The following is a 26,118-nucleotide window of genomic DNA, read 5'->3' on the forward strand; positions in this document are numbered from 1 at the left end:
GTTTCACATCCGCCCGACCCCGCTCATCTCACCGCCGGTCCCGTACCCAGCCGGTTTGCGAGCGCGGCCGATCTTCCGGCACGGTGGTCGATCGGCATCCCAGACCGACGCTCCCCGCTCCCCGAGGTGGTTGCCGTGCCGTTCTCCCCGTCTGCCCTGACCCTCGAGAGCCTGATCCACACGGGTATCGCCGTGGCCGTGATCGTCGCCGTGGCGGTGGTCCTGCGCTTCGTGATCAACCGCGTCATCGGCCACGTGGCCAACGGTGCGGGTGTGCCGGGTCTGCTCTCGCTCCTGCGCCGCAAGCGCGGGGTCACCGACGCCGACCGTATCCAGGCGTTCGGCTCCGCCCGCCGCGCCCAGCGCGCTCGGACCGTCAGCTCGGTGATCCGCAACGCGGCCAGCATCCTGATCTTCGGGACGGCGTTCATGATGGTCCTGGGCCAGTTCGGCGTGAACCTGGCGCCGGTGCTCGCCTCGGCCGGTGTGGTCGGGCTCGCCATCGGTTTCGGTGCGCAGAACCTCGTCAAGGACTTCCTGTCCGGGATCTTCATGCTCCTCGAGGACCAGTACGGCGTCGGTGACCACGTCGACCTCGGCGACGCCGTCGGCACCATCGAGCGCGTGGGCCTGCGCACGACCACGGTCCGTGACGTCACCGGCATGGTCTGGTACGTCCGCAACGGCACGATCGAGCGCGTCGGCAACGGCTCGCAGGACCACGCCGTCGCCGTCCTCGACATCCCACTGGCGCTCGACACGGACGTCACCCGCGCCGCCGCGATCGCCGAGCAGGCCGCGGTCGCGGCGATCGACGACAACGGGCACGGCGGTGACGTCCTCGAGAAGCCGCAGGTGCTCGGCGTCCAGGAGCTCTCGGCGTCCGGTATGACCCTCCGACTGACGGCTCGTACGAAGCCCGGTCGCCAGTGGGCCGTCCAGCGCGCCATGACAGAGCGGGTCGTGGCGGCGCTGCGCGCCGACGAGGTGATGCTGGCGGCGTGACCGCCGCTGTGACGTCGCCCGACCACGGGCGTCCCGTCTCGCGCACCTCACCCCGGCGGGCGGAGGATCCTCCCGTGCTCCCCCGCCGCCGGCTCCGCCGCAGCCGCTGCGCCACCGCGCTCGTCGCCGTGGCGCTGGTGGCCGGATGCTCCACGGGCGGGTCCGCCCCGGCTCCGGCGCCCGCACCCACGCCGGCGCCGGCTACTCCGTTGAGTCAGGCACCGACCACGACGCCGGCACCGCCGCCGTCGCGGGCCCAGGCCGCGGTGGACGCGACCGCGTCGGCGGCGCAGGAGCGCAGCGGCGTGACGCTCGGGGTGGCGATCCTGGACCGCACGACGGGCCAGACCGTCGCCAACGACCAGGGCGGTGCCCCGCTGCGGGCGGCCTCGGTGGCCAAGCTGTTCACGGTCGTCGACATCCTGACCCGCCGCGAGGCCGGCCAGGTGCAGACGTCGCCGGCCGACGAGCAGCGGATCCGCCGCGCGCTCAGTCTCAGCGACGACGAGGCGATGAACGCGCTCTGGTCGAGCTACGGCGGCCCGGAGGGCATCCGCCGGGTGTCCTCGGCGCTCGGGCTGACCCGGACGAGCCCGCCGGACGAGTCGGGGCAGTGGGGTCAGGTCGAGACGTCGGCGCGTGACGTGGCGGCGCTCTACGCGTTCGTCACGACCCGGCTGGCCCCGGCCGACCGGGACGTCGTCCTGCAGGCGCTCGCGGCGGCCCCGTCCACGGCCGCGGACGGGTTCGACCAGGGCTTCGGCCTGCTCGACCCCGGTCGGCGCGGCAGCGCGGTGGCGAAGCAGGGCTGGCTGTGCTGCATCGGGTCGAGCGTCGACCTGCACTCGGCGGGCTTCCCGGACGCGGACGGGCGCTACGTCGTGGTGCTCCTGTCGAACCAGCCACGCGGTTACGACGCCGCGCGCACGCTGCTCGACGACGCGGCGTCGGCGGCTCGCGATGCCCTCGCCGGCTGACCCATAGGGTCGCGGGGGTGCAGAGCCTCGCGCAGATCGACGACTGGCCCGTCGACCACGCCGCCGCCGGGGTGGTCGGCGCCGACGGCACGGTGCGCGGCACCCACGGGCCGACCGACCGCCGGTTCCCGCTCGCGTCGGTGACCAAGCCGCTCGTGGCGATCGCGGCGCTGGTGGCGATCGAGGAGGAGGCGGTCACCCTCGACCGGCCCGCCGGGCCCGAGGGCGCGACCGTGCGCCACCTGCTCGCGCACACCTCCGGCCTGGCGTTCGACGAGCACCGCGTCGTCGCCGAGCCGGGTACCCGGCGGCTCTACTCGTCGGCGGGCTTCGAGGTGCTCGCGACGACGATCGAGGAGGCGACCGGCATCGGGTTCGCCGACTACCTCCACGAGGCGGTCCTGGCGCCGCTCGGGATGACGGCGACGACGCTCGACGGCTCGCCGGGGCACGGCGCGACCTCGACCGTCGAGGACCTCCTGCGCCTGGCCGCCGAGCTCCAGGCGCCGACGCTGCTGCACGCGTCGACGTTGGCCGAGGCGACGACGGTGCAGTTCCCGGGGCTGAACGGCACGATCCCCGGCTTCGGGCACCAGAAGCCCAACGACTGGGGGCTGGGCTTCGAGCTGCGCGACGGCAAGTCGCCGCACTGGACGGGCGCCACCAACTCGGCGCGCACCTTCGGGCACTTCGGCCAGTCGGGGACCTTCCTGTGGGTGGATCCGGACGCCGGCGTGGCCTGCGTCGCCCTCGCCGACCGCGCCTTCGGCGACTGGGCCAAGGCCGCCTGGCCGCCCCTCGCCGACGCCGTTCTCGCGGAGCTCTGAGGTCCGGGCGGCTGTGCGAGCGATGCGGCATCGCTGGCATGTGACGCCAGGATCGCCACATGCTCGCAAGCGCGACACGCCGACGAGGCGTTCGAACCGGTCAGCGCGGGACGACGAGGACGAGCGCGTCGTCGGACGCCTGCTCGACGCGCAGACCCGCGTCGCGCAGGAGCGCCAGCACCCCGCCCGCGTCCTTCGGCCGCCGCCGGGAGGACGCGAGGAGCCGGGCCGCGTGGCCCTTGTGCGACTTGTTCGCGTGGCTCACCACGGTCCGCGAGCCGTCGGCGGCCTCGCTGTGGACGTCGAGGGTGACGGCTCCGCGGGCCGGGCCGAGCGCCATGTACGGACCGGAGCGCAGGTCCACGACCAGGTCGTCGTGCTCGGCGAGCAGCGGCATCAGCTCCGGGCGCCACAGGGTGCGCAGGCTCTTCCTGCCGGTCGAGTTCCGCCCCGCTCCATCTCCCGCACGGCCGGGCAGCGCGCTGTCCCCCGAGAGCCGGTACGCCGGGATCGGGTCGGTGCCTCCGACGAGCCCGAACAGCGCCGAGCACACCACCAGGCGTCGCCGGGCCGCCGTGGTCAGCGACGCGGGGTCGAGCGCGTCGTAGAGCACGCCGGTGTAGCGGCGCAGTGCGGGCGCGGTGCGCGAGGTCCACAGCGCGGCGTTGCGGGCGATCTCGTCGTCCTGGCGCTCGGAGATGTCCAGCGCCGCCCGCGACGCGGGCAGGTCGGCGGCGAGCGCGACGACCTCGTCGACGAGCACCTTGCGCGTCGGGTTCAGCGACGGGAACGACAGCGCGTCCAGGTCGAGCGGGCGCCCGCGGCCTCCGGGCGCCTTGGTCTCCGACGGGGGCAGGACGACGAGCACGCCCGGCACGGTAGTCGGCCACCATGAGCGGGTGAGCGAGCGCGGCACCGAGGCCTGGCGCGACGAGGTGCTCGCGTGGATCGCGACGGTCACCGGACGGCACCCGACCGGCGAGGTCACCCAGCGCCACCGCGCCTGGTCGACGGTCCTGCGCGTGCCCACCGCCGACGGGCCCGTCTGGCTCAAGGAACCGGCGCCCGGCATGGCGCCCGAGGTCGGGCTGCACGCCCTGCTCGCCCACGTCGCCCCGGACGCCGTCGCCACCCCGCTCGCCGTCGACGCCCCGCACCACCGCCTGCTCCTGCCCGACACCGGCCCGAGCGTCCGCGACGAGGGCGACGACCCCTCCACCGCGATGACCGCCGCCCTGCCCCGCTACGCCGACCTCCAGCGCCGGGTGGCGCCCCACCTCGATGCGATGCGCGCCCTCGGCGTGCCCGACGCCACCCCGGCCGTGCTCCCCGCGCGGTACGAGGAGGCCCTGGCCAGGATCGGCGGTCACGACGACCGCGACCTCGTCCGACAGTGGTCCGAGGAGCTCGACGGCACAGCCCCCGGGACCGTCGACCACCAGGATCTGCACGTCGGCAACGTCCTGCGCGACGGCCGCTTCGCCGACTGGGGCGACGCGGTGCTCGCCCACCCGTTCGCGAGCCTGCTCGTGGCCCTGGGCTCCCTGCGGCGGACCCTGCAGGTCGACGCCGACGATCCCGCCGTCACCCGCCCCCGCGACGCCTACCTCGAGGTCTACAGCGACCTCGGGACACTCACAGAGCTCCGAAGGCTCACCGAGACCGCCTGCCGGGCCGGCGTCATCGCCCGCGCCCTGACCTGGCAGCGGGGCGCCGCCGGCGACCCGCGGTTCGGCGACACACCTCGCGAGGTGCTGGATCTCGTCGGCGACCCCGACTGGTTGGCGGGCACCTGAACCCGGCTCCGTACCCTCGTCCGGGTGCCAGGAGAGGATCAGGGAGACGACCGGCTGCGCTGGAAGCCCTCCCGCGCCGGCATCCTGAACGTCTACCAGTACCAGGACGAGGTGCTGGACTTCGCCGACGGACGCCTGCTCCTGCGGGGGGTCAACGGGTCGGGCAAGTCGACGGCGATGAACATGCTGCTGCCGTTCCTGCTCGAGGCGGACGTCCGCAAGATCGACGCCGCGGGCGAGCAGCGTGGGGTGCTGCGCAGCTGGATGCTCTCCGACCACGACGACACCCAGCGCACCGGCTACCTGTGGATCGAGTTCGAACGCAGCCAGGAGGGTGGGCCGAGCGAGTACCGGACGGTCGGTTGTGGCATCCGCGCCAACCGCAGCACCGACCGCGTCGCCACCTGGTGGTTCTCCACCGACCGCCGGGTCCGGATCGACCTGCGCCTCACCGAGGCCGACGTCCCGTTCTCCATCGACGTCCTGCGCTCCGAGCTGGGCACGCGCGGCCAGGTGTTCACCTCGACCGCCGAGTACCGGGCCGAGATCGCCCGCCGGTTCTTCGGCGGCGTCGACCCGACCGCGTACTTCCGGCTGCTGCACCAGGTCCGCAACCCCCGCGTCGGCGACCGCATCGACACCGACCTGCCCCGCACGCTGCGCGAGGCGCTGCCGCCGGTGCCCGAGGACGCGGTGCACGACGCGGCCCAGCCGCTCGAGGACCTCGAGGACCACCGCCGCAACGTCACCGACCTCGCCCGCACCGCCGAGGCGCTCGACGGGGCGGTCGAGACCTACACCGACTACGCCCGTCGCGTGCTCACCGCCGCGGTCGACGACACGGCCGCCGCGGTCGACGCCGCCCGCACCGCGGCGAAGCGCGTCGACCGCGACCGCACCGGCGTCGACAAGGCCACGGCGGCGAAGGAGGCGGCGGCGAGCGCGACCGGCGACCTCGCCGACGAGCACGCCGAGGCCACCGCCGAGCGCGCCGGGCTCGCGGCGCTGCCCGAGTACACCGCGCACGCCGACCTCGTCCGTCGCCGCGACGAGGTCGCCCGCGCCGACGCCCACGCCGCCACCCTCGACGGCCACCGCACCCGGGCCCGCGAGCGCGTCGTCGCGGCGGCCGCGACGGTCACCGCGGCGCGCGGGCAGCTCGACTCCGACCTCGCCGGGGTCGCCGAGCACCTCCGCGCGGTCGCCGACGCCGCCCGCGCCGCGTCCGCGCCCGGCGTCGTCGCGCAGCTGCCGGACCCGCCGGCGCCGGTCACCGAACCCCACCGCGACGAGGTCGGCGAGACCACGGTCGAGGTGCCGGACGAGGAGCACGACCTCACCGGCGCCCTCGACCTCACCACCGTCGGTGATGCCCTGCGCGCCCACCGCACGACCGTCCGCGAGGTCGCCGAGCACGCCCGTGACGCGCGCCGGGCGACCGAGGCCGCCGACGCCGCGGAGTCCGCCGCCAGCGAGGCGCAGGCCGCGCACGAGGCCGCCGCCGAGCAGGCCGCCGCCGCCCGCCGGGCCGCGCGGGCCGCCGCCGACGAGCACGCCGAGGCGGTCGCCGGGTGGACCCGACGCCTGGGTGAGCACGCCGCCGACGCGCCGGCCGCCGAGCCCGGCGGCTCGACGGGCTGGCTCACGGTGCCGGCGGCGGAGCCCGAGGCCGCCGACGACGACCTGCGCCACGCCGCCGACACCCGGCGCACCCGTGCCCGGCGCTCCGCCGACGACGTCACGAGCACCCTCGACGGAGCACGCCGCCGCGCCGCCGCACGCGTCGAGGAGATCGACCAGGAACTGGCGGGCCTGCGCGCCGACCACGAGCGGGTCGAGGCGGCCGGCGAGCTGCCGCTGTCGAGGGCGTCGTGGCGGGCCGACGGGGACGTCGCCGACGGCGTGCTGCTGGCCGCGCTCGTCGACTTCCGCGAGCACCTCGACGACACCGAGCGCGCCGGGCTCGAGGCGGCGCTGGAGGCGTCGGGCCTGCTCACCGCGCGCGTCGACGGGAACGGGAGCCTGCGGGCCGGCGATCTCGTGGTCAGCGCCGCGACGCCGGCCGAGGGCGCCGCGCTGGACACCCTGCTCGCGCCGGTGGACACGGGGGCGGTGGCCGTCGACGCGGTCGCCGGGGTCCTGGCCGCGGTCGGCACGTCGTCGGGGGCGGTGCGCGTGGCGACCGACGGCACGTTCGCCGCCGGCCCCGTGCGGGGTCGTCACGCGAAGGCCGCCGCCGAACATGTCGGCGCGGGGGCGCGGGCGCAGGCGCGCACACGCCGGCTCGCGGAGCTGGCCGCGGCGATCGCGGACGCGCAGACCCGCCGGGACGCCGCCGGGGCCGTCGCCGACGACCTCGACGCGCACGCCGAGGCCCTGCGCCGGCTGGTCGCCGAGCTGCCGGGCACCCGCGGGGTCGACGACGCGGTGGCCGCCGCGACCGGCGCCGTCCGCTACGCCGAGGGCGCCGAGGCCCGGCACCGCGAGCTCGCGACCGCCGCGACCGACGCCCGCCGCCGGGCCGACGAGGCGTGGGCGTCGTTGTCGCGCGGCGCGGGCGAGGCCGGCGTCCCCACCGACCCCGACCGGCTCGACGGCCTGCTCGAGGCGGTGGTCGACGCGGAGCGGGCACTCGCCGCGGTCGACTCGGCCCGCGACCGCGTCGCCCGCACGGCCCGCGCGTGGCGCGAGGCGATCACCGCCTGGGAGCGCGACGCCGCCGACCACGCGACCGCCGTCGGCGAGCACCGCGACGCGAGCTCCCGGGCGGCCTCGGTGCGCACCGAGCTGACGACGATCGAGGAGTCCCTCGGCGAGGAGCCGGCCAAGGTCGCCGCGCGTGTCGGGGAGCTCGACGAGCGGCTGCGGGGGATCGCCACCGGTCTCGAGAGCGCTCGCGAGGAGCAGACCGCCGCGGCGGTGGCGCTGTCGAAGGCCGAGATGACGCTCGAGGAGACCCGCCGGGCCCTCGACGAGAAGCAGCACGCGGCCCGGTCGGCGCGGGGCCGGCTGGCCGAGGCCGCCACGGTGCCGGGTCTGCTGCAGGCGGCGGAGCGGGCCGTCGACGCCGAGCCCCCCGAGCCCCCCGAGCCCGCCGAGCCCGCCGAGGACGACGAGGAGGCGGCCCTCGAGCCCCTGCCCTCGGTCGCCGACACCGTCGAGGGCGCCGAGGAGCTCGTCGCCGCCCTGCGCGACCGGCTGCCCGCCCCGCGGCGCGCGGTCAGCGAGGACGCCCTGGAGAAGGCGCTGCGCAGCGCGCGTGACGATCTCGCCAGCGGCTGGGACATCGAGAGTCGCCGGGGTGCCGACGGGATGCCGCTCGGCGTGCACGTCAGCGGGCCGTCGCGGGCAGTGCTTGCGCAGATGGTGCACCGGGTCGCGGTGCAGCGCCGCCGCGCGACGAGCCTGCTCTCGGTGCAGCAGGACCAGGCGCTGCGCAACCTGCTGCACGGCCGGATCGCCCGGGAGGTCGCCGACGCCCTGTTCTCCGCGCGCGAGCTCGTCGACCGGATGAACCGCATCCTCAAGGGCGTCACGTCGAGCCAGGGCATCGGCGTGCGGCTCGACTGGCGGCCCCGCGGCGACCTCGACCCGGAGACGGCGACCGCGCTGGAGCTGCTCGGCAAGCACCCCGACCTGCGCTCGCCCGAGGAGGACGACCAGGTCCGCGAGGCGGTGAAGTCGCTCGTCGAGGCGGCCCGGGTCCGCGACCCCGAGGCGTCGTACCGGACGGTCATCGGCGAGGTCCTCGACTACCGCACGTGGCACGAGATGCGGCTCTACCTGCGCCGCCCGGGTCGCAGCGACGAGCTGCTCACCCGGCGCACGACGCTCTCGGAGGGCGAGAAGAAGCTGGTCACGGTGCTGCCGATGGCCGCGGCGGCGGCCGCGAGCGCCGCGGCACATGATCCCCACGGCGTCGGCGCGCCACGGCTGGTGCTGCTCGACGACGCCTTCGCCAAGGTGTCCGAGGACAACCACGCCAAGCTCTTCGGGCTGCTCGTGGATCTCGACGTCGACTTCGTCGTCACCTCGGAACGGCTGTGGGGCACGCACCCGACGGTCCCGGCGCTGGCGATCACCGAGGTGCTGCGCGACCCGGAGCTGCGCGCGATCGCCCTCGTGCACTACCGGTGGGACGGGACCGCGCTGGAGGTACACGCATGACGTCGCCGGGAGACGTCGAACTCGGCACGCCGATAGGGGAGCGGAGCTCGACCCTCCGCGCGGGGATCCGCACGAGCGTCTTCGCCTACGTCACCGAGTCGCCGGAGTACCGGGCGATCCTCGCGGTGTTCGCCGGGACGTTCTTCGCGGAGCTGACGCCGACCGAGGTCACCGCGCGGCTCGCGGAGGCGGGCACCGAGCTCGACGAGCAGACGGTGACCGCGCGGCTCGAGGCGCTGCGGGGCTGGGGCAACCTCGAGGTGTCGGCGTCGGTGGGCCAGGTCGGCACCGTCGAGGACTACTACCGGCGCCGCAACCGCTACCTGATCACCCGGGTCGGCCAGGAGGTGCACGACCTCGTCGAGGGTGTGCTCGCGCAGGTCGACGACGTGCGCGACGTGTCGCTGGGGCGTCTCGACCAGGTGCGGGCGGGGCTGGATCTCCTCGTCGAACTGGATCCTGCGACGGCACCACCCACCAGGCTCGCCGAGGCCGTGCGGGCGGTGTTCGACCCGCACGTCGCGTTCTCGGCGGAGATCACCCAGTTCTTCGCGGCGATCAACCAGTGGCAGTCGCGGTTCGACCTCGACGAGGACGAGTTCGCGTTCTTCTCCGAGGTGCTCGTCGGCTACGTCGGCGAGCGCCTCGAGGCCCTGCGCCGCCGTGCTCGCCCGCTCGCGTCGCTGCTGGAGACGGTGCTGCCGCGGGTGCCGGTGATCGTGGAGCGGGCGGCCGACGGGCTGGCGGCGCGCGTGGCGGCGGCGGGGCTGACGTCGGTGCGTGTGCGTCGGGAACCGGGCGCGTCGACCGCCGACTGGGAGAACCTCGCATCCTGGTTCGTCGGCGGCGTGGGGCGCCCGAGCCGCATCCAGGTCCTCGAGCGTGACGCCGTCGACGCCGTCCGCACCCTGACCCAGAACCTCACGCGCCTCTCCCGCACGGGCACGGCGGGCGCCTCGCGGCGCGCCGACTACCTGCGGCTGGCGCTGTTCTTCGACCGGGGCGACCCCTCGTCGGCGCACGAGCTCGCGGCCGCCGCGTTCGGGCTCGCGGGCGCCCGGCACCTCGGAGGCGCGGGCGGCGACGACACCGACCCCGTCGACGCGTCGATGTCGTGGTGGGACGCGCCGACCGCCCAGGTGCCGATCAGCCTGCGCGAGCGCGGCGACGCCACCAGCCGTGGGCGCACCGGCCGCGTGCAGGACCGCAGCCAGGAGCGTCGCCACCTGCTGGCCCGGCGCGCCGAGGCCGAGAAGCGGGCAGCGGCGGCCCGCGCGGAACTGCTCGAGATCGGAGCCGAGGGCTTCACCGCGCGCCTGTCCGAGCCCGCCCTGCGCGAGCTGCAGCGCGTGCTGACCCGCGCGGTCGCCGATCTCGGTCCGGCGGCGGCCTCGGGCACCGTGGCGCTCGACGGCGTGCGCTGCACCGTCGCCCGCGCGCCCGGGACGTCGACGACCGTCCCGACCCACGCCGGCGCCCTGCGCGTCCGCGACCTCACTCTGACCGTGGAGTCGGCGCCGTGAGGGCCCGGCTTGTTGCAGCGAACGCGCTGTTCGCTGCTTCTAGGCGCTCGAACTCCCCGTTGATCACTCGGGTGGGATCCCGGTGACCGCCGCACGGAGCGATCCGCAGCGCGACGGCGAGCTCGTCACCGCGACGCGGGCGCTGCTGGCGCGGCCCTGGCGCACCGCCGAGCAGGACCCCGAGATCGTCGCGCTGGTCCGGCGGTACGCCGACGCCCTGGACGCGTGGTTCACCCAGGAGCTGAACTACCGCCTGGTCGTCACGGCGGACACGGCGCGCCTGGTCAAGGTGGGGCACGTGCCCGCCGACCGGCCGCTGCGCACGATCTCGACGACGCCGCGCGCGTTCACGCCCGCCGAGTACACGGCGCTCGCCCTGGTGCTGGCGGCCACGACGTCGGGACCCGACCGCACGAGCCTGCGCGACCTCGTCAACGGCGTGCACTCCGCGGCCGCCGAGGCCGGGATCGTCATGGACACCGACACGGCGTCGCGCCGGGCGCTGGTCACCGCCCTGCGCTGGCTGATCGCGCACGGGATGATCCGCGAGCTCGACCGCGGGGTCGGCCTCTACGAGCACGACGCCGACGCGGACGCGCTGCTCGAGGTCCGCAACGACCGGATGGCGCTGCTGCCGACCGGCGCGGTCGCGGGCGCCGAGTCGGCCGACGACCTGCTCGTCCGGGCGCGCGAGCGGGGGTCGGCGTCCACGGCGGCCCGGCGCCGGCTCGTCGAGGACCCCGTGGTGCTCGCCGGCGACCTCGACCCCGCGCGGTTCGCCGAGCTCCGCCGTCACGCCGGCGACGAGGCGCGGCGGGTCGAGGCGCGCACCGGGCTCGTAGTGGAGGCGCGCGAGGAGGGCTTTGCCGCGCTCGACGTCGACGGCGGCTGCTCCGACATCGCGTTCCCCGGCAGCGGCACCGTGGCGCACGCGGCGTTGTTGCTGGTCAGCGAGCTGATCTACCAGTTCCGGCCGGCCGAGGACCCGGACCCGATCCCGTGGCCGTCGGTGCGCGAGGTGCTCACGGAGCTGGTCGGCGAGTACGGGCGGTACTGGTCGAAGGCCGCGATCGCCGACGCCGAGCGCTTCGCCGCCGACGTGGTGGGGCTGCTCGAGGCGATGCGCCTCGTGGCGCGCGAGGCCGAGGGCTCCCTGCGCGTCCTGCCCGCCGCCGCGCGCTACGCCCCGGCGGTCACCGTGGCCGAGGGTGACCACGAGGACGAGCAGCCGACGCTGCTCTGACCGTCAGCGGCGTGGCGTCGCTGACGGTGAGCGTCCGTATCGCCACGCGCTCGCCGCGCATGAGTAACTTGACGGTTAATGAAAGCATTGGTTACATATCTTACCGTGTTCCCCGCCGAGGCGCTCGCCGACCCGGTCCGCCGGGCCATCGTCGAGCGCCTCGCGGACGGCGAGGTCGGGGCGGGCGAGCTCGCCGCCGACTTCCCAATCAGCCGCCCCGCGATCAGCCGTCACCTCCGGGTGCTGCGCGAGGCGGGGCTCGTGACGTCCCGGGTCGCGGGCCAGCACCGCATCTACGCCCTCGACCGCCGCCCGCTGGCCGAGCTCGACGCCTGGCTGGGGCGATTCCGGCCCCTCGCACCACCGGGCCCCGCGAGCCGACTCGACGCCCTCGACACCGAGATGCACCGCGGCCGGCGCGCCCGCCGACTCACCGAGCAAGGAGCAGACGATGATCACGCCGCCGGCTGAGACCCGCACCGAACCCGACGGCACGACCACGCTGGTGTGGCGCCGCGAGTACCCCGACCCCGTCGACGACGTGTGGGCCGCGATCACCGACTCCGGGCGGCTCGGGCGCTGGATCGGCACCTGGAGCGGCGAGCCCGGCGTCGGGCGCACCGTCGCGTTCACCATGACCGGCGAGGCCGACGCGGGCGGCGAGGTCACCGAGCCGATGGACGTGCGGATCCTCGCCTGCGACCCGCCGCGCCATCTCGTCGTCCGGCTGCCCGAGTCCGACGGGCAGGCCTGGGAGCTCGACCTCACCGTCGAACCCCACGGCTCCGGCGCCGTCCTCGTCTTCGCTCAGACCCTGCTCGAGGGCTTCCGGCGCGAGGACATGGACGCCGGCTGGCGCTGGTACCTCGACCGCCTCGGCGCGAGCCTCGCCGGCACCCCGATGCCCGACTGGGCCGCGTACGAGCCGGCGTAAGTGTCAGCGACGTGGCGTCGCTGACACTGAACGTCCGAAATCGCCCGTCGATCATGACGGCGGGGACTCCGTGCGCCGTGCTCCACTGAGCCGGTGACCGTCCCGCCCGTGCTCCTCGAGCCGGCGTTCGACCCGCTCTGGCAGAAGGTCTCCGACACCCTCGACCGTCGAGGCCTCGGTGCGGTGCTCCTCCTCGACGCGCTGACGGCGGCCGGAGCGTCCGCCCGACACCACGGCGACGTCGGCCCCGGAGGGCTCGGAATCACGTCTCGGCGACGCCGCCGGGGCGTGTCCCCTGGCGGACGGGTGCGCTGGACGAACGAGCCGCAGTCGCCGAGGCGACCGAGGCCGATCTGCCGTCGATCGTTCCTGCGGCCGTCCCCCCCGACCCCCTGGGACCCGGCGCTCCAGGCCGAGGTCTCGCTGGTCGGCCGCGCGGTCGAGCAGGAGCGCGTGGTGGGCGAGGTCCTCGCCGCTCACGCCAGGGAGGCCGGGCGCTCCTGATCGGTCGGCTCCCCGCGCAGCTCGCGGGCGAGCAGCGTGGCGGCGGCCGAGGCCGCGGGGATCGCGAGGACCGCGACGAAGGGGATCGCCGCGAGCAGATAAGTGGGCACGCCGACGCCCCACGTCGCCAGACGGCGGGTGCGCAGGAGCCGGCGCCGGGCACCGAAGTTCAGGCCGCGGCGTTGCAGGGCCGGGGCGGTGAGCTCGATCATCAGCAGCCGCCCGCCGACCAGCGCCGCGGCCACGGGCGCGAGCACCGGCCCGACGACGGGCACGAAGCCCAGCACGAACAACGGGATCGCGGCGAGCACCGAGAGCCCGACGAGCAGCAGGCCGTCCCGCACCCCCCGGCCCACCGAGCGCACCCAGGACGGCTCCACCACGCCCGGCACCGGGCCGACGCCCTCGTCGACGATCTCGGCGAGCTTGTCGTAGAACGGGCCGCCGACCGCGAGCGTCACGGCGACGAAGGTGACCACGGCGACGGCCGCGCCGGCCGCCACGACGGCCGCGCCCGCGGCGATCCGGGCGCCGGTCCGCAGCGCCTCGGACCACCCGTCGGCGAAGGGCGTCAGCGCCGCCGCGATATCGGGCAGCCACGCGACCAGCGTGCCCAGCGCCCCGAGGTAGAGCACCGAGACGATCAGCGCGGGGATCGCGCCGAGCAGCAGCAGGCGCGGGGTGTGCAGCACCGTGACCGCGCCGCGCACGAACAGCCGGAGCCCCAGCACCAGGTCCACGGTCGCGATTGTCCCGGACGGGCGAGTCAGGCGATCCAGGCCCGGGCTCGGTCGAGCAGGGCGCGGGCGGCGGGGCTCAGCGGGGCGTCGCGGCGCCGGGCGAGGTCGATCTGCGCGCGGACCTCGGGGGTGATCGGCACGGCGCGGACGTCGTCACGGTCGGCCACCGCCGGTGACGGGACGACGGCGATCCCGAGGCCGTGGCGCGCGAGGTCGACGAGCACCGGCGGCGAGCCCGCCTCCAGCGCCGGATGCAGGGTGACCCCGCCCTCGGCCGCGGCCCGGTCGAGCGCCGCCCGCACGCCGGCGCCGACCGGCAGCGCGATCAGCGTGTGCTCGGTGAGCTCGACGACGGTGACCGTGTCGCCGAGCGGCCCGCCCGGCGGGGTCGCGGCGACGAGGGGGACGTCGAGGACCACATCGACCTCGAGATCCGCGGGCGGGTCGCCGTCGCGGCCGACCCATGCGAGGTCGAGATCGTGGTTGCGCAGGCCGTCGAGCAGCGCGTCGGTCGCGGCCTCGACCAGCCGGATCTCGACGCCGGGGTGGTCGCGGTGGAAGTCGCCGAGCAGGCCGGGGAGGTCGATCACCCCGCCGCCGCGCACCATCCCGACCGACACCCGGCCGCGGACGAGTCCGGCGAGCTCGTCGGCGGTGTCGCGGATGCCGGTGACGGCGGCGAGCGCCGCGCGCGCGTGCGGCAGCACCGCCTCGCCCGCCGGGGTCAGGCGCACTCCACGGGCCGACCGGTCGAAGAGCACCTGCCCGAGCTCGCGCTCCAGCCGGGCGATCTGCGCGCTGATGCCGGGCTGGGCGACGTGCTCCCGGACCGCGGCCCGTGTGAACCCGCCCTCCTCGGCGACCGCGACGAGGTAGCGCAGCTGGTGCAGCTCCATCAGCCGAGGTTATCGCAATGAGCGCTATCAGCTCTTCGACTTCTGACGTGGTGGCGCCCAGGCTGGACGCATGCGCACTCCCACCGAGACCATGACCGCCTACTTCGACGCCTGGCGCCGACACGACGCCGAGTCGCTGCGCGACGTCCTCGCCGACGATGTCGTCTTCGACGGCCCGATGGGCCACGTCGAGGGCGTCGACGACAACGTGACGTCCCTGCACGGGCTGCTGGGCATCGTCGCCGACGTGGACGTCAAGCACGTCTTCGCCGACGGCCCCGACGTCTGCACCGTCTACGACCTGCACACCACCGAGACCGACGCTCCGATGCTGACGGTCAACTGGGCGCACGTCGTCGACGGCCGCGCCCGCACCATCCGCGCGATCTTCGACCCGCGCCCGCTCCTCGCCTCGTGAGTACTTTCCGGGCCTATAGGCCCGGAAAGTACTCACATAGGGTCGGGCAGGTGCGGATCGCGTCGCTGCTGCCCGCGGCCACGGAGATCGTCGGCGCGCTGGGGCTCGCCGACGACCTCGTGGCCGTCACCTTCGAGTGCGACCGGCCCGAGGGCATCCGGGCCACGCGGCCGGTGGTCGTCGACACCGTGTTGCCGGCGGGTCTGGCGCCCGGAGAGATCGACCGGATCGTCCGCGAGCGCGCTGCACAGAACCTCCCCCAGTACGACCTCGACCGCGACGCCCTGCGCGACGCCGCGCCGGACCTGGTGCTCACCCAGGACCTGTGCCGGGTGTGCGCGCTGCCGGCCTCGACGGTCGCCGACGCCCTGGAGACGCTCGACCTCGACGCCACCGTCCTGACCGTCGACCCCCACACCCTCGACGAGGTCCTCGACGCCATCGCCGGCGTCGCGAGGGCCGCCGGGGCACTGGACGCCGGGGCCGCGGTGGTCGCCGACCTGCACGAGCGGCTGGCGAGCATCGACCGCGCCGTGAAGACAAGACCCCGCCCCCGCGTCCTCGCGCTCGAGTGGGTCGACCCGCCGTTCCTGCCCGGACACTGGGTGCCCGCGATGGTCCGGCGCGCGGGCGGGGAGCCGCTCGCCGGGATCGACGGCGGCCGCAGTGTCGCCACCACCTGGGACGACGCCGCCGCCGAGGGGCCCGACGTGGTGCTCGTCGCCCCGTGCGGGTTCGGGCTCGGCGACGCCGTGGCCCAGGCCGAGGCGGTGCGCGCGCGCCTGCCGGGCGTCCCCCTGCTCGCCGTCGACTCCGCGTCCTACGTGGTGCGCGCCGGCCCGCGGCTGGTCGACGGCATCGAGGCGATCGCGCACGCCCTGCACCCCGACGCGGTCCCGGCGCCACCGCCCGGGCGCATCGCCGCACTCAGCTGACCAGCTTGCGCGGACCCGGACCGTCGGCGGCGAGACGGTCGTGGGGGTTGGCGAGGCCGCAGCGGTCCAGCGAGAGGCACCCGCAACCGATGCAGCCGGTGAAGTCGTCGCGCAGCTGCTGGAGCCGGCGGATGCGGTCGTCGAGCTCCTCGCGCCACTGCGCGGAGAGCCGCTCCCAGTCCTTGCGGTTCGGCGTGCGCCCGTCGGGCAGGCCGTCGAGCGCGGCGCGGATCTCCGCGAGCGGGATCCCGACGCGCTGGGCGACGCGGATGAACGACAGCCGGCGGAGCACCTCGCGGCGGAAGCGCCGCTGGTTGCCGGAGGTGCGGCGGCTGTGGATGAGGCCCTCACGCTCGTAGAAGTGCAGGGCGGAGATCGCGACGCCGCTGCGCTCGGCGACCTCGCCGACCGACAGTTCCTGGCCGGGGTAGGGACGCGGGTGGTCGCGGTCGGTCATGCCGGGCTCCCCGTCGCGTGCTCGAGCCGGGCGCGCCGCAGGGTCCGGGCCCACCACGCCAGCGCGTCGAGCAGCACGGCGGCGGCGTCGTCGGCGACCTCCTCGCGCGGGTGTCCGGTCTCGTCGAAGGCCGCGGCGGCGCCGTGGAAGCTGACGGTGTCGCGCAGCCCGACGGCGTGCAGCTCGGCGAGGACCGGGCGCAGGTGCTCGACCGCGCGCAGCCCGCCGGAGAGCCCGCCGTAGGCGACGAAGCCGACCGGCTTGTCGCGCCACCGGCCCCCGCTCGCGTCGAGGGCGGTCTTCAGCGGGCCGGGGAAGCTGTGGTTGTACTCGGGGGTCACGATCACGACGGCGTCCGCGGCGCCGATCCGCTCGGCGAATCCGGCGTCCAGGCCGGTCTCGAGCAGGTCGACGACGTCCACGGAGAACTCGGGCCGCCGGCGGGCCTGCCCGGCGAACCACGCCGTGACGACCGGACCGAAGCGCCCGTCACGGACGCTGCCGGTGACCACCGCGAGTCGGATCGGGTCTGCTGACTCGGTCATGACAGCGACCGTAAAACCTCGACCATAGTTCAGGTCAAGGCGTTCGCATCAAGGATGCGAGCAGGCGGACCGTCGCGACCGCCGCCTCCTCGGTGCGCACACCGCTGCGCTCCGCCCAGGCCGACACGGTCTCGCCGCCGACCAGGGCGACGCCGAGATCGGTGTCCGAGTCGCCGACCCGAACCTCGGCCGTCACCACGTCGCAGGCCGCCAGGACCCGCTCCCGGCGCCGCGCGAGGTGCTCGGCGAGGACGCGGCGCAGCTCGGTGAGCGCGCCCTCCTCGCCACCGGCGAGGTCGGCCGCGGCGCGTCGCAGCAGGGCCTGCAGCGTCTCGGGCGGCAACCCCGGGGCGTCGGGCCGCTCGGGCCGCTCGGGCCGCTCGGGCTGCGATCGACCCCGCTTGGCGTCGCGTCGTCGCTGCTTCTCGGCGCGACGATCGCGGTGGCCGGCCATGCCGACATCCTCGCCCCTACCGGTCGGCGAGCGCGTCGCGGCCCGGGGTGAGGCTGGCGGCGTCGGCCGCGGCGCGCCCGGCGGCCCACCCTTCGCCGTTGCCGACGCTGAACCGACGGCGCGTCAGACGGGGGAACAGCTCGCCGACCGTGCGCTCCACGATCTCGGCCCGCGCGGCGAGCACCGGCAGCAAGCCCTCGCCCAGCTCGGCGCGCGCGTGCGCCTGGGCCTCGTGCGCGGCGGCGGTGAGGCGCTCGCCGATGCGCGTCGCGTACGCGAGCAGGAAGGCGTGGCGGAACGATCGCGTCCGCGACCGGGGCACCGATCCGTCGTCGGCGGCCAGCATCGCCCGGTCGGCCTGGACCAGCAGGGACGTGACCAGCAGCTCGACGGTCGCGAGGTCGGCGGCGTGCCCGATCACCGTGACCATGTCGAGCGCGGCGAGGCTCACCGCCCGGCACCGGTTGGCGCTCGCCACCTGGTGCACGAGGCTGGACTTGGCGCTCGCGTAGGGCGCGTCGAGCCACAGCCGCCGGGCGGCCGCCCGCGGCGCGGACTCGGCGGGACCGGCCACCAACGCCTGCTCGAGAGCGTGCCGACCCATCAGCTCCTGGGCCTTGGCGGAGAGCGCCTCGGCCTCCTCGGGGTACTCGGTGGACTCGGCCTTCGCCAGCAGCCCCCGCACCCGCGCGAGCACGCGGGCGTCGACCCCCTCGGGCGCCCGCTGCTCCTCGCCGAGCCAAGGCAGCGTCGGCAGCGTGTGCCACAGGCCCACCAGGGCGACGCTCGCGGCGAGCGCGTCGTCGGGATCGAGCCCGCGCACCGAGCTCCACTGCGCCACCAGCGGTACGTCGCGCGCCGGTGGCTCGGCGCCCAGCGAGGCGAGGTCGGCCTCGAGCGACGCGTCACCCCGCGGGCGGCGGGCTGCCGCCGCGCTCAGGACGTCGACCGCGAGCACCACCCGTCCGCCGGACAGCCGTCGGCGCACCACCTCGGTGACGTCGCGCGGACCCCACCCGCGGGCGTGCAGCGCGTCCGCCGCGTCGAGCAGCGCCAGCTCGGCGCCCGCCAGCAGCGTCCGTGCCGAGCCGTAGCGCGCCCGCAGGACGGCCGTGACCTGCTCGCCGCGCCCGCCGGCCGCGGCCAGACCGGCCAGGAAGCGCGCGGCCTCCTGCGGGTCGCCCGACCCCGTGCTCGTCACCATCCGCCCTCCCTGCCCGCGTCCGTCACGGGGTTCGACGGCCCCGGGCCCCGCACGGTTCCACCGGGTTCCCCGGACGGTTCCCCCGGACGAGAGCCCGTCGGACCCGGGCACGCGTGGTCGGCCCGGGGACGGGATGCGATTGTGGTCCGTCGGAGCCGGGGGCCGACGCACAGGGAAGGAGCGTGGTCGTGGTGCCGCAGGAGCCGGTCGGGAGCCCGACCGCGCACCCGGACGCCGCGACCCGCGCGAACGGCACCTCGGAGAACGGTGTCGGACACCTCCAGGAGCCCGAGGCACCCGAGCACGACCCCGCCCTCCGCGACCGGGTCCAGCGGTTCGTCGGCGTCCTGCGGCGCGTGGCCCTGGCCCGCGCGCGCCCGGTGCGTCACACCCGCCACCACGTCGGCGAGCTGCCCCTGGTCGAGGTCGCCGACCAGTCCGCGATCCGCCGCCCCCAGGAGGCCGGTGACGAGATCCTCCGCGCGCCCGCCGAGGGTCCGATGCGGGCGACGTTCGACGCGCTGTTCGACCTCATGCGCGCCGCCGCCGACCAGCCCGAGGCGGTCGAGCTGGTCCTCGCCGGCGGACTGCTGCACGCCCCCGACCAGGACGTCCGTGTGCACCTGCTCGCCCGCCCGGTGCGCATCGAGCACGACGGGGACGACATGGTCGTGACCCTCGCCGGCGACGCCGCCGCGTGGGAGGACGACGAGCTCCTCGCGGGCACCGGCCTCGTCGACGACACCGTCCACGCCGAGGTCCCCGCACCCGCCTCGCCCCTCGCCCCCGACCTCCTCGGCGTCCTCGCCGGCTGGGCCGACCGCCGCCTGCGGGTCGAGCACACCCGTGGCGACGACTGGATCGGCCCGACCGGACCCGACACCGTCCTCGTGCCCGCACCCACCCTCGTCGCACGCCGCCGCGGGGCTGCCGCGCTGCGCACGTTCTACGACGCGATGGTCGAGGACCTGGCGGACGACAGCAGGCCCCTGCCGGTCGGCCTCGCCCAGCTCGTCGCGGCCATCGAACCCGCCGACCGCGCGGCGTGGCTCGCGCGGACCGGCCACGACGAGCCGCCCGTCGGCGACCCGCTGTTCCCGCTGCCCGTCGGCGCCGCGCAGGGCCGCATCCTCGGGCGGCTGGGCCGGGACTCCGGCGTCGTCGTCGAGGGTCCGCCGGGCACCGGCAAGACCCACACGATCGCCAACCTGCTCTGCGCCCTGCTCGCCGAGGGCCGCCGCGTGCTCGTCACCAGCGAGAAGGCGCAGGCCCTGCGCGTGCTGCGCGACAAGCTGCCCTCGGAGATGCGCGACCTGTGCATCTCGTTGGCCGACGCGGGTGACGAGGAGCCCAGCCTCGGGGCGGGCATCGCCGGGCTCGCCGCGCGCAGCACCGAGTTCGACCCCGACGAGGCCGAGCAGGCCGTCGCCGAGCTGACCGAGCGCCGTGACGGGCTGCTCGCCGAGCGCGAGGCGGCGCTCGACGCCCTGGTCGCCGAGCGCGCCGCCGAGACCACCGTCCAGCGCGACCTCGGCCCGGGCATGACCGGGACGCGCGCGGAGATCGTCCGCCGGCTGCAGGCCGCCCACGAGCGCGACGGGTGGCTCGCCGACGTCGTCGGTCCCGACGTCGACCTCCCCGCGTCCCCGCCGCTCTCGACCGCCGAGTTCCGCGCGCTGCGCACCCTGCTCGCGAGCGAGACCCCGGAACGCCGCGAGCGGTCCCGACTGGTGCTGCCGCAGCCGGTCGAGCTGCCGCCCGAGGACCACGTCGCCGAGCTCGCCGCCGCCGTCCTGCGCGGGCTCGACGCCACCTCCGGCGACGTCGGCGACATCGTCGCCGCGCTGGGCGGCCTGCCTCCCGACGCCGCCGCCCACCTGCCCGGGGTGAGCCGCCGGGTCGCCGACGCGCTGGCCGAGCTGGGGGAGACCGGGGACGAGGCCGAGTGGGCGCACGGGGTCACCGATGCCGTGCTCTCGGGACGCGCCGGGCACCTGTGGGCCCGGGCGACCGACGGGCTGCGCGCCGTCGACGCGGTGCTCGAGCACGACCGCCGCGCCGGCTCGGCGCAGGTCCGCGTCGAGGACACCGTGGACGTCGCCGCCGCCGCACCGGCCTTCGAGCGCTTCGCGACGTTCCTCGCCGACGGCGGCACGACCCGGCGGATGTTCAAGCCCGAGGAGCAGAAGGCCGTCGAGCCCTTCCTCGCGGGCATCCACGTGCACGGCGCCGAGCCGGCCACCGTCAACGGGGCGTCCGCGATCGCCCACCACCTGCGCATCCTCGAGATCACCGACCGCCTCTCCGAGGCCTTCGGCCCGCTCGGACACCCGCTGCGCCGCGCCGAGCACCGCGCGCTGCTCGTCGAGCAGGTCCTGGCGCTGCGGGCGACGTGCCTGGCGGTGGGCCGGGTGCTGACCGCGGCGACGGGGGTGCGCCGGCTGCTCGCCGCGCTCCCGCCCGCCGACCGCCCGCGGATCGATTCACTCTCCCGCCTGCGCGTGCTCACCACGCTGACGCTGGACGTCGACGACACCCGCGCGGCCGAGCTCGCGCGGGGCGAGCTCGACGAGGTCGTCGAGCGAGTCCAGGCCGGGGTGCCGCCCGCACGCCAGGCCCCGGAGCTGGTCGCGGTGCTCGACGCCCTGCACCGCCGCGACCCCGACGCCTACGCCGACGCCGTGCTCGCGGTCGAGGCCGCGCACGCCGAGTCCCGCGACCAGCGGCGCGCCGACGCCCTCGCGAACCGCCTGGACACGGCCGCGCCCGGCGCCGTCGCCCTGCTCCGGGCGCACGCGTCCGAGCCGTGGCCGGACCGCGAGGAGCGCTTCGAGCAGGCGTGGGCGTACGCGCGGGCCTCGGCGCGGGTGCGCCAGTGGGCGGCCGCCGAGGACGCGCCCGACCGGCTCGCCGACCTCGACGTCGAGCTCGCCGGCGCCACGGCTCGCCTCGCGGCGGCGAAGGCGTGGCGGGCGTCGCTGACCCGGATCACCGCCGAGCAGATGCGCGCGCTGCAGAGCCACCGCGCCTCGGTCTCGGCGATCGGACGGGGCACCGGCCGCCACGCCGATCGCTACCGGGCCGCGGCCCGCGAGGCCGTCGAGGTCGCCCGCGACGCCGTGCCGGCCTGGGTGATGCCGATCCGCGAGGTGCTCGCCGCCGTCGAACCCCGCCCCGACGCGTTCGACGTGGTGATCGTCGACGAGGCCAGCCAGGCCGACCTGACCAGCCTGTTCCTGCTCTGGCTGGCGCCGCGGGTGATCGTCGTCGGCGACGACCGGCAATGCACTCCCGCCGACGTCGGCGTCGGCTCGCTCGAGCCGGCGTTCGCGCGGCTGGAGACCGACCTGCCCGAGGTGCCGTTCTACCTGCGCAGCCAGTTCACCCCGCGGGCCAGCGTGTTCTCGGTGTTCCGTGCGACGTTCGGGCCGCCGATCCGGCTGCGCGAGCACTTCCGCTCGATGCCCGAGATCGTCGGCTGGTCGTCGCGGGAGTTCTACTCCGGTCCGGGCGAGGCCGATCACCCCCTCGTCCCGCTGCGGCAGTTCGGCGCCGACCGGCTCCCGCCGCTGCGCGCGACGTTCGTGCCGGACGCGCAGGTCCGTGGGTCGGCGTCGTCGCTCGCCAACGACGCGGAGGCGGCTGCGCTCGTCGACGCCGTGGCGCGCTGCGCCGACGACCCGGCCTACGCGGGCGCGACGTTCGGGGTGGTCGTGCTGCAGGGCCACGGGCAGGTCGAGCTGATCGCGGGCCTGCTGCGCGACCGGCTCGGCGTCGACCAGTGGGAGGCCCGCCGGCTGCGGGTCGGTGTCGCCGCGGACTTCCAGGGCGACGAGCGCGACATCGTGTGGCTCTCGATGGTCGTGGCGCCGGGACACCGGCTCGTGGCGCTGACCGCCGAGCGCTACCGGCAGGCGTTCAACGTGGCCGCCTCGCGCGCCCGCGACCAGATGTGGCTCTTCCACTCGGTGGGCGTCGACGACCTCACCGAGTCCGACCTGCGCCGCAAGCTCCTCGAGCACGTCACCGCCGTCGAACCGGTCGGCTCCGCCGGCGCTCCGGAGAACCGCCCCGCGCCCGCCGAGGTCGACCGCGAGCACCGCCACCCGGCGTTCGGGAGCCTGTTCGCGCAGCGGGTGTTCGCCGACCTCTCCGACCTGGGGTTCGCGGTCGTCCCGCAGGTCGAGGTGCACGGACGCACGCTCGACCTCGTCGTCACCGGCGCCTCGGGCCGGCTCGCCGTGCTCTGCGACGGCGACGAGCGGCGCCGCGCGGTGACCCGCGCCGACGTCGAGGCCGAGCACGACCTGCGCCGCTGCGGCTGGCCGGTCGTGCGGATCGCCGAGTCCCGCTACGTCGACGACCCCGAGGGCGCCCTGGCCCCGGCGCTCGACGCGGCGTCGGGTGCCGGCATCACGCCGCAGGCACCGACCGGCCCGCTCGCGATCGTCGAGTCCGCGCCCGGTGACCACACCGAGTATCGCCCGCGCCGCGGACGCACCGGGCGCACGGTCCTCGGTGCCGCCGCGACCGAGACCCTCGACGACCTCGTGGCCGACCTCGCCGCCCAGGGCTTCCCGCCCCCGCGCCGCGACGCGCGCGTGCACGACCCCCGTGGCGGCGGCGTGCTGTCCGACGCCGCCGCGCTCTGGCCCACCGGGATCAGCCGCCGGGCCCTCGCCCCGCCCGTCGTGCTCGCCCCCGACGTCACCGACCCGGCCCGCGCCCGCCTCCGTGAGCTCGGTTACCAGGTGCTCACGTCGGTCGCCGACGTCCGTGCCCACCTTGCGGAGTCCTCGGAGGGCTGAGGTGCTCGTAGGGGAGTGCCAGCGATGCGGCATTGCTGGCGTCTCACGCCAGGATCGCCACATCGTCGCTGACGCGACACGCCGACTCCTCGCGTTCTGAGAGGTAGCGCGTCCGGTAGGTGCCGCTTCGCGTCGTCGACGAGCCGGGCCAGCAGGCGCGTCCCGAGGAACGCGCCGCGAAGCCGTGGCTCGCCCCGATGTGCGAGACCGCGCGGACGCAGGTCGCGGTCGTCAGCAGGCCGTCGACACCCAGGGCACCGAGCAGGCCAACCACGGACGCCCACCCGCCCGACGCCGAGGAGACCGCTCACGTCCGCAGCCAGTCGCCGGCCGGGCCGACGCCAGGTCGGCCGGACGGGGACCGGGGATCGGTGACCTTCCCGGTCGGTGACCGCCCGATGAACGCCGAGTGGGCGCCGCGCCGTTCGAGTGTCGGCGGGTCAGGCGCCAGCGAAGATCTCGTCGCCTTCGTCGTCCATGTCGTCGCCGCCGTCGTCGGGCTCGCCATCGACATAGGGCGCGTAGCGCGCCGGGTCGAAGGGCAGCTCGACGCCGAACGGCAGCTCGTACTTGTCGTGCAGGAAGCGCTCGCGGTAGAGGTGCTCGGCGGTGTCGACCACCTTCGCGAGCAACCGCGCCGACAGCACCGCGCCCACACCCACGCCGAGCACCGGCACGAGCTGCGCGAGCTCCCGCTGGCCGATCTGGCTGAGCAGGCGCTGGTAGACCGCCTGGCCGAGGCGCTTGATCTGCACCTGCTGCTGCTTGCGCTTCTGGTTCTCCTCGGTCTTCGCCGTGATCAGCTCGGACAGGTCCTGGTAGGCCTGCGGCGCGGCGTCGTCCGACGAGAGCCCGACGGCGAGGACCGCGAGCGCGATGATCTGCTCGGACCGCTTGGTGACGTCGTACCCGTGATAGGCAGCGACGTGCGCCACGGCGCGGGTGCACGACGCCACGGTGAGCAGCGTGTCGCCGGTGAGCGCCGCGACCAGCACCGCGATCCCCGGCAGGCTGCCGAGACCGGCGCCGCCCGTCCCGCCGGCGGCGGCCGTCACGCCCGTCGTGGTCAGGACCCCCGTGACGCCGCCCTGGACGCCGGCGAAGACCGTGTAGCCGAGGTCGAGCCGCGGCATCGCCGCCTCGATCTGGGCGATGTCGAGGTCCCGGATGTCCTTGAAGTCGGTGACGTCGTGGCCCCGCGCGCGGAAGTCGGCGAACACCGCGTCGCGGCGCAGGGTCGCGGCGCCCGCCCCGGCGCCGGCCGCCGCCAGCTGGTGGAGCGCGGTCTGCACGCCGTCATCGACCTGCGAGACCCCGGGCACGCGCCGGAGGAACGAGGAGACCTCCTCGCGGACCCCGGCGATGCCGTTGAGGACCGGGCTGAAGACCCCGGACGAGCTCTGGATCGACCGGTCCTTCCACTGAACGACCTCGCGCCAGCGCTCCGCGTCGCTGGGGGAGACGTCCGGCGTCGGGACTGCGGGATCGTCCGTCGTCGTGCTCACGAACGGACGGTACCCACCAGGACCACACGCAGTCTCATCCACGACGAGAAGACGGCGTTTCCATCGACCCGTCGGCGTGACGCCGAACGACGACGTCCGCGGCGCCCGGAAGCCCCTCCCGCTCGGCGAGCGCCTGCTCCGTGCGCCGCCACGCGCCCCGGTGCGGCGCGTAGAGCGGCCAGTCCTCGCGGTGCCGGAGCCGGTCCTCCCGCTCCTGCGGATCCGCGTCGACCCACACCGTGAGCGCCTCGTGCTCCCGCAGCACGCGGGCCCCGGCGCCGCACCCCTCCAGCACGACGACCCGCGTGGTCAGCGGCCGCTCGCGTTCCGGGCCCTCGGCGTCGTTCTCCCAGTCCCACGCCGGCCATCGTGGGGTCCGGCCGCGACGCAGCGGTTCGACGAGACCCGCCACGGCCCGCGCCGGACCGACCGCGAGCCCCGCCCACCCGAGATAGAACTCCTCGATCGAGACGGTGGTGATGTCGTCGTGCCGGCCGAGGTCCGCGGCCAGTGCTGTCTTGCCCGCACCCGAGAAGCCGTCGATGCCGATGAGCACGGTCGTGCCGACCGAGGGTCGGAGGGTGATGAGATGCCGCGTGAACGAGTCGAGTGATGTCACTTCTGGAGGGGTTGGAGGTTGGAGACGATCCGCTCGACGATCCGCTGACCTCGACCGCACGGATCATCGGGCTGCTCGCCGGCCGCGACCTCGAGCTGTGTGTACGTGGAGACGAAGCCCTGGCCCTCCGCGGTGCCCACCGTGATCGTGCAAGCGGTCGCGTCGCTCGACGATTGCTCTCGCACAGCAGGCAGCCCTTGAACCGAGATCGGAACGAAGAGCGGGAAGAGCCGTGTCCGGTAGGTGTCCACCAGGATGTCTCTCGCCGGATACACGACGAAGCTGACTGATTGCTCGCTTCCGTGGTCCTCCCATGTGCACGAGTTGGCGCCGGTGCCGAGGCGATTCTCCCTACCTGGCTCGCTGAAGCCGAGAGTGCGCATCTCGTCGGAGCTCACGGGCCCTCGACACGGGGCGGCGTCGTAGGGCTGAACGTCGCGAGGATCGGAGACGGGCGGAGCGCCGTATCTGTTGGGACCAGGTGGCGGAGTGGGTGCGCCAGGTGGCGCAGCACATCCGCCGATAAACAACACGACCGCGATCGCCAGCGCCCAAACAGGC

24 protein-coding genes are annotated in these 26,118 nt (G+C 75.6%); 13 read left to right on the forward strand and 11 right to left on the reverse strand.

Going from position 1 to position 26,118, the window contains the following annotated elements:
• Nucleotides 1-135: 135 nt before the first annotated feature.
• Genes AC2A1K_RS11805 through AC2A1K_RS11815 form a run of 3 tightly spaced genes read left to right on the forward strand, consistent with a single transcriptional unit; the run spans nt 136 to nt 2,809 of the window.
• Nucleotides 136-1,005, forward strand: a complete 870-nt coding sequence (locus AC2A1K_RS11805; RefSeq protein WP_483896485.1) for a mechanosensitive ion channel family protein — start codon at nt 136-138, stop codon at nt 1,003-1,005.
• Nucleotides 1,002-1,982 (forward strand): serine hydrolase, encoded by a 981-nt coding sequence (locus AC2A1K_RS11810; RefSeq protein ID WP_483896486.1) that lies wholly within the window; start codon nt 1,002-1,004, stop codon nt 1,980-1,982. Before AC2A1K_RS11805 ends, AC2A1K_RS11810 begins: the two co-directional genes overlap by 4 nt.
• Nucleotides 1,979-2,809, forward strand: a complete 831-nt coding sequence (locus AC2A1K_RS11815) for a serine hydrolase domain-containing protein (protein ID WP_483896549.1) — start codon at nt 1,979-1,981, stop codon at nt 2,807-2,809. The genes AC2A1K_RS11810 and AC2A1K_RS11815 overlap by 4 nt, the downstream gene beginning before the upstream one ends.
• 100 nt (nt 2,810-2,909) lie before the next feature.
• Here AC2A1K_RS11815 and AC2A1K_RS11820 read toward each other — a convergent pair whose 3' ends face one another.
• A complete protein-coding gene (locus AC2A1K_RS11820; protein ID WP_483896487.1) occupies nt 2,910-3,677 on the reverse strand; it encodes a YaaA family protein in 768 nt (255 codons plus the stop codon).
• 31 nt (nt 3,678-3,708) lie between these two features.
• Between AC2A1K_RS11820 and AC2A1K_RS11825 the strand changes: the two genes are divergently transcribed.
• The 7 genes from AC2A1K_RS11825 to AC2A1K_RS11855 all read left to right on the forward strand — a co-directional run bounded on the left by AC2A1K_RS11825 (nt 3,709) and on the right by AC2A1K_RS11855 (nt 12,976).
• Nucleotides 3,709-4,605 carry a phosphotransferase family protein gene (locus AC2A1K_RS11825; RefSeq protein WP_483896488.1) on the forward strand — a complete coding sequence of 299 codons (897 nt, stop codon included), beginning with the start codon at nt 3,709-3,711 and terminating at the stop codon, nt 4,603-4,605.
• Between the two features lie 24 nt (nt 4,606-4,629).
• On the forward strand, nt 4,630-8,772 hold the full coding sequence (locus tag AC2A1K_RS11830) for a TIGR02680 family protein (protein WP_483896489.1): 4,143 nt from the start codon (nt 4,630-4,632) through the stop codon (nt 8,770-8,772).
• Nucleotides 8,769-10,295, forward strand: coding sequence for a TIGR02677 family protein (locus tag AC2A1K_RS11835; RefSeq protein WP_483896490.1), 1,527 nt, complete (start codon nt 8,769-8,771; stop codon nt 10,293-10,295). Before AC2A1K_RS11830 ends, AC2A1K_RS11835 begins: the two co-directional genes overlap by 4 nt.
• 82 nt (nt 10,296-10,377) lie before the next feature.
• Nucleotides 10,378-11,538: a TIGR02678 family protein gene (locus AC2A1K_RS11840; protein ID WP_483896491.1), complete on the forward strand. Its 1,161-nt coding sequence runs from the start codon at nt 10,378-10,380 to the stop codon at nt 11,536-11,538.
• A 105-nt stretch (nt 11,539-11,643) separates the two neighbouring features.
• Nucleotides 11,644-12,009, forward strand: coding sequence for an ArsR/SmtB family transcription factor (locus tag AC2A1K_RS11845; RefSeq protein ID WP_483896492.1), 366 nt, complete (start codon nt 11,644-11,646; stop codon nt 12,007-12,009).
• Nucleotides 11,990-12,472 carry an SRPBCC domain-containing protein gene (locus tag AC2A1K_RS11850; RefSeq protein WP_483896493.1) on the forward strand — a complete coding sequence of 161 codons (483 nt, stop codon included), beginning with the start codon at nt 11,990-11,992 and terminating at the stop codon, nt 12,470-12,472. The genes AC2A1K_RS11845 and AC2A1K_RS11850 overlap by 20 nt, the downstream gene beginning before the upstream one ends.
• A 93-nt stretch (nt 12,473-12,565) precedes the next feature.
• Nucleotides 12,566-12,976, forward strand: a complete 411-nt coding sequence (locus tag AC2A1K_RS11855; RefSeq protein WP_483896494.1) for a DUF2399 domain-containing protein — start codon at nt 12,566-12,568, stop codon at nt 12,974-12,976.
• Here the strand turns inward: AC2A1K_RS11855 and AC2A1K_RS11860 are convergent.
• Complete coding sequence (locus tag AC2A1K_RS11860) at nt 12,949-13,716, reverse strand: EI24 domain-containing protein (protein ID WP_483896495.1); 768 nt, start codon at nt 13,714-13,716, stop codon at nt 12,949-12,951. The genes AC2A1K_RS11855 and AC2A1K_RS11860 overlap by 28 nt on opposite strands.
• A 26-nt stretch (nt 13,717-13,742) precedes the next feature.
• Nucleotides 13,743-14,612, reverse strand: a complete 870-nt coding sequence (locus AC2A1K_RS11865) for a LysR family transcriptional regulator (protein ID WP_483896496.1) — start codon at nt 14,610-14,612, stop codon at nt 13,743-13,745.
• Between the two features lie 70 nt (nt 14,613-14,682).
• On the opposite strand from AC2A1K_RS11865, the gene AC2A1K_RS11870 reads away from it, so the two are divergent.
• The gene (locus tag AC2A1K_RS11870; RefSeq protein WP_483896497.1) at nt 14,683-15,030 is read left to right on the forward strand and encodes a nuclear transport factor 2 family protein; all 348 of its coding nucleotides are present in this window, start codon (nt 14,683-14,685) and stop codon (nt 15,028-15,030) included.
• A 50-nt stretch (nt 15,031-15,080) separates the two neighbouring features.
• Complete coding sequence (locus AC2A1K_RS11875; protein WP_483896498.1) at nt 15,081-15,965, forward strand: ABC transporter substrate-binding protein; 885 nt, start codon at nt 15,081-15,083, stop codon at nt 15,963-15,965.
• Here AC2A1K_RS11875 and soxR read toward each other — a convergent pair.
• Genes soxR through AC2A1K_RS11895 form a run of 4 tightly spaced genes read right to left on the reverse strand, consistent with a single transcriptional unit; the run spans nt 15,958 to nt 18,625 of the window.
• Nucleotides 15,958-16,422 (reverse strand): redox-sensitive transcriptional activator SoxR, encoded by a 465-nt coding sequence (soxR, locus tag AC2A1K_RS11880; RefSeq protein WP_483896499.1) that lies wholly within the window; start codon nt 16,420-16,422, stop codon nt 15,958-15,960. The genes AC2A1K_RS11875 and soxR overlap by 8 nt on opposite strands.
• The gene (locus AC2A1K_RS11885; RefSeq protein ID WP_483896500.1) at nt 16,419-16,967 is read right to left on the reverse strand and encodes an NADPH-dependent FMN reductase; all 549 of its coding nucleotides are present in this window, start codon (nt 16,965-16,967) and stop codon (nt 16,419-16,421) included. Before AC2A1K_RS11885 ends, soxR begins: the two co-directional genes overlap by 4 nt.
• A gap of 34 nt (nt 16,968-17,001) precedes the next feature.
• Complete coding sequence (locus tag AC2A1K_RS11890; protein WP_483896501.1) at nt 17,002-17,421, reverse strand: hypothetical protein; 420 nt, start codon at nt 17,419-17,421, stop codon at nt 17,002-17,004.
• 16 nt (nt 17,422-17,437) lie between these two features.
• Nucleotides 17,438-18,625, reverse strand: a complete 1,188-nt coding sequence (locus AC2A1K_RS11895; protein ID WP_483896502.1) for a DUF2786 domain-containing protein — start codon at nt 18,623-18,625, stop codon at nt 17,438-17,440.
• 188 nt (nt 18,626-18,813) lie between these two features.
• On the opposite strand from AC2A1K_RS11895, the gene AC2A1K_RS11900 reads away from it, so the two are divergent.
• The gene (locus AC2A1K_RS11900) at nt 18,814-23,433 is read left to right on the forward strand and encodes an AAA domain-containing protein (RefSeq protein ID WP_483896503.1); all 4,620 of its coding nucleotides are present in this window, start codon (nt 18,814-18,816) and stop codon (nt 23,431-23,433) included.
• 43 nt (nt 23,434-23,476) lie between these two features.
• Here AC2A1K_RS11900 and AC2A1K_RS11905 read toward each other — a convergent pair whose 3' ends face one another.
• The 4 genes from AC2A1K_RS11905 to AC2A1K_RS11920 form a co-directional block, all read right to left on the reverse strand.
• Nucleotides 23,477-23,707 carry a hypothetical protein gene (locus tag AC2A1K_RS11905; RefSeq protein ID WP_483896504.1) on the reverse strand — a complete coding sequence of 77 codons (231 nt, stop codon included), beginning with the start codon at nt 23,705-23,707 and terminating at the stop codon, nt 23,477-23,479.
• Between the two features lie 166 nt (nt 23,708-23,873).
• Nucleotides 23,874-24,938: an EcsC family protein gene (locus AC2A1K_RS11910; protein WP_483896505.1), complete on the reverse strand. Its 1,065-nt coding sequence runs from the start codon at nt 24,936-24,938 to the stop codon at nt 23,874-23,876.
• Between the two features lie 34 nt (nt 24,939-24,972).
• Complete coding sequence (locus tag AC2A1K_RS11915; protein ID WP_483896506.1) at nt 24,973-25,557, reverse strand: nucleoside/nucleotide kinase family protein; 585 nt, start codon at nt 25,555-25,557, stop codon at nt 24,973-24,975.
• Nucleotides 25,554-26,090, reverse strand: coding sequence for a DUF3558 domain-containing protein (locus tag AC2A1K_RS11920; RefSeq protein ID WP_483896550.1), 537 nt, complete (start codon nt 26,088-26,090; stop codon nt 25,554-25,556). The genes AC2A1K_RS11915 and AC2A1K_RS11920 overlap by 4 nt, the downstream gene beginning before the upstream one ends.
• Nucleotides 26,091-26,118: the final 28 nt, after the last annotated feature.

It is taken from the genome of Actinomycetospora sp. 2LY8.5, from assembly GCF_057180585.1.